This window comes from Photorhabdus sp. RW14-46 (assembly GCF_963887965.1).
Classification (GTDB): domain Bacteria; phylum Pseudomonadota; class Gammaproteobacteria; order Enterobacterales; family Enterobacteriaceae; genus Photorhabdus; species Photorhabdus laumondii.
Genome location: NZ_CAWPHH010000097.1, coordinates 1 through 1,471, shown reverse-complemented (window position 1 = coordinate 1,471; position 1,471 = coordinate 1). Strand labels below are relative to the sequence as shown.

General features: G+C 50.3%; 2 protein-coding genes and 1 pseudogene. All 3 read left to right on the top strand.

The window, feature by feature from the left end; all coding sequences use genetic code 11:
* The coding region (locus AACQ38_RS23695) for a hypothetical protein (protein WP_339367092.1) at nucleotides 1-736 on the top strand (736 nt) is incomplete at its 5' end.
* Nucleotides 708-1,244, top strand: a complete 537-nt coding sequence (locus AACQ38_RS23690; protein ID WP_041380260.1) for a baseplate complex protein — start codon at nucleotides 708-710, stop codon at nucleotides 1,242-1,244. The genes AACQ38_RS23695 and AACQ38_RS23690, both read left to right, overlap by 29 nt.
* Nucleotides 1,241-1,471: pseudogene (locus AACQ38_RS23685) on the top strand (hypothetical protein); the annotation flags it as partial. The gene AACQ38_RS23690 and the pseudogene AACQ38_RS23685, both read left to right, overlap by 4 nt.

Below are 1,471 nucleotides of genomic sequence, written 5' to 3'. Positions count from 1 at the left end.
CCGCGTGATGAATTGGCAACGGAAAATAATGCGCATCTCTCCGAATATGACGGGGATGCATTGCTCGATGCTACCCGTCCATCCGTTCGTATACGGTATCGGGCAGAAAGCGGACAGCGGTCACTACCTGAGTCCGGCAAACGCCATCAATTATCTGGCAAATAAAATCCGGGGAACGGGAAACATGAGCGCCGTGGTACTCATGATCTGCGCGAAGACGCATAATGAATTTATCCAGCATTTAACCCCATTTTCAGCGGTGTTGCCGTTGCCGGTATTTTCTCAGGTCACCCGTATGGCAAAGACAGCGGAACGTCTGGCGATCACCAAAATGCAATTGCCTGGGAAACCGGACAGCGGTTTGCCTCCATTTCAACCGTTTTCAACATCAACCAGCCGCATGGCCGTGAATGCGCGATTAATTGCACAGGCTGAAACACAGGTTAGCGTCGGTAGCAGCATTGCGGGATTGAAATCACAATTAACAAACTTCACGACGGTAAGACAGAACACCTTACAACAAGTGACTGCCGCTCTGAATGGCGTCAGGAACAAATCGGCCCGTGTCTGGGCTTTTTCAGGGAAAGGGAATGGCGCATTACTGGCCGAAAAACTGCATCAGGATATCCCTGAACAGGACGCCGTTTACACGCTGGCGACATTATTTGCCGGGGACGATATTCGCGCATTAGAAAGGATGCTACACAATGAGCCAAATTATCACACTGGCCCTTGATGGCGAGGCCATACCATTAAAAAGTCTGACCGTAACCCCATCGGTGGTATTTCAGGACACAGACCAAAGCGGCCAGTCATCCAGTACCGCCGTAGCGGAGCAAGGTATTAAGCCCAAGGAGTTACGTGTTACGGGGATCATTCCGTTTACTGAGCAAAAAACGCTGTCACGCCTGTTTGCACTGGCGGAGGCCAAAGATAAGGGAAGTCTGAAACGTTATCGTGTCGCTAATCTGACCGCAGGGGCTATCAACTTTCGCATCGGGACATTCACCCATACCATTGATGCCAGTAAGATCGACGGTAAACAGGCATGGCAGGTCACATTTACTTTACGTGAACATTTATCTGTTGCTGAGAAACGTGATGCCCGTGCTGCCGATAATATTCAGGCCAGAAAGCAAACAGGTCAGGGGGCCGCCGCCGCAAAAGAAGCGCCGGAAAAATTAAGCTGGTTTGAAAGCAAAGTATTGAAACCGATTAATGACACAATAGGACCCGCTAAATAATGACACCGATTAACCGGCTCTATCTTTCCGGTGATGAAATTCACCTGGTTGACGCCAATATTATGCTGGAGCTGGCATCCTGTGGTCGTGGCTTTATCACGGCGGAGACGACAACGGACTACACCGGAAAACTGGTACGGCTGGACGTGGGTTACACGGATTTGGTATTACGCTGGTTTACGGGTTATGTGGCACGCTCACAGCCAGCCCAAAACGGTTATCAGCGT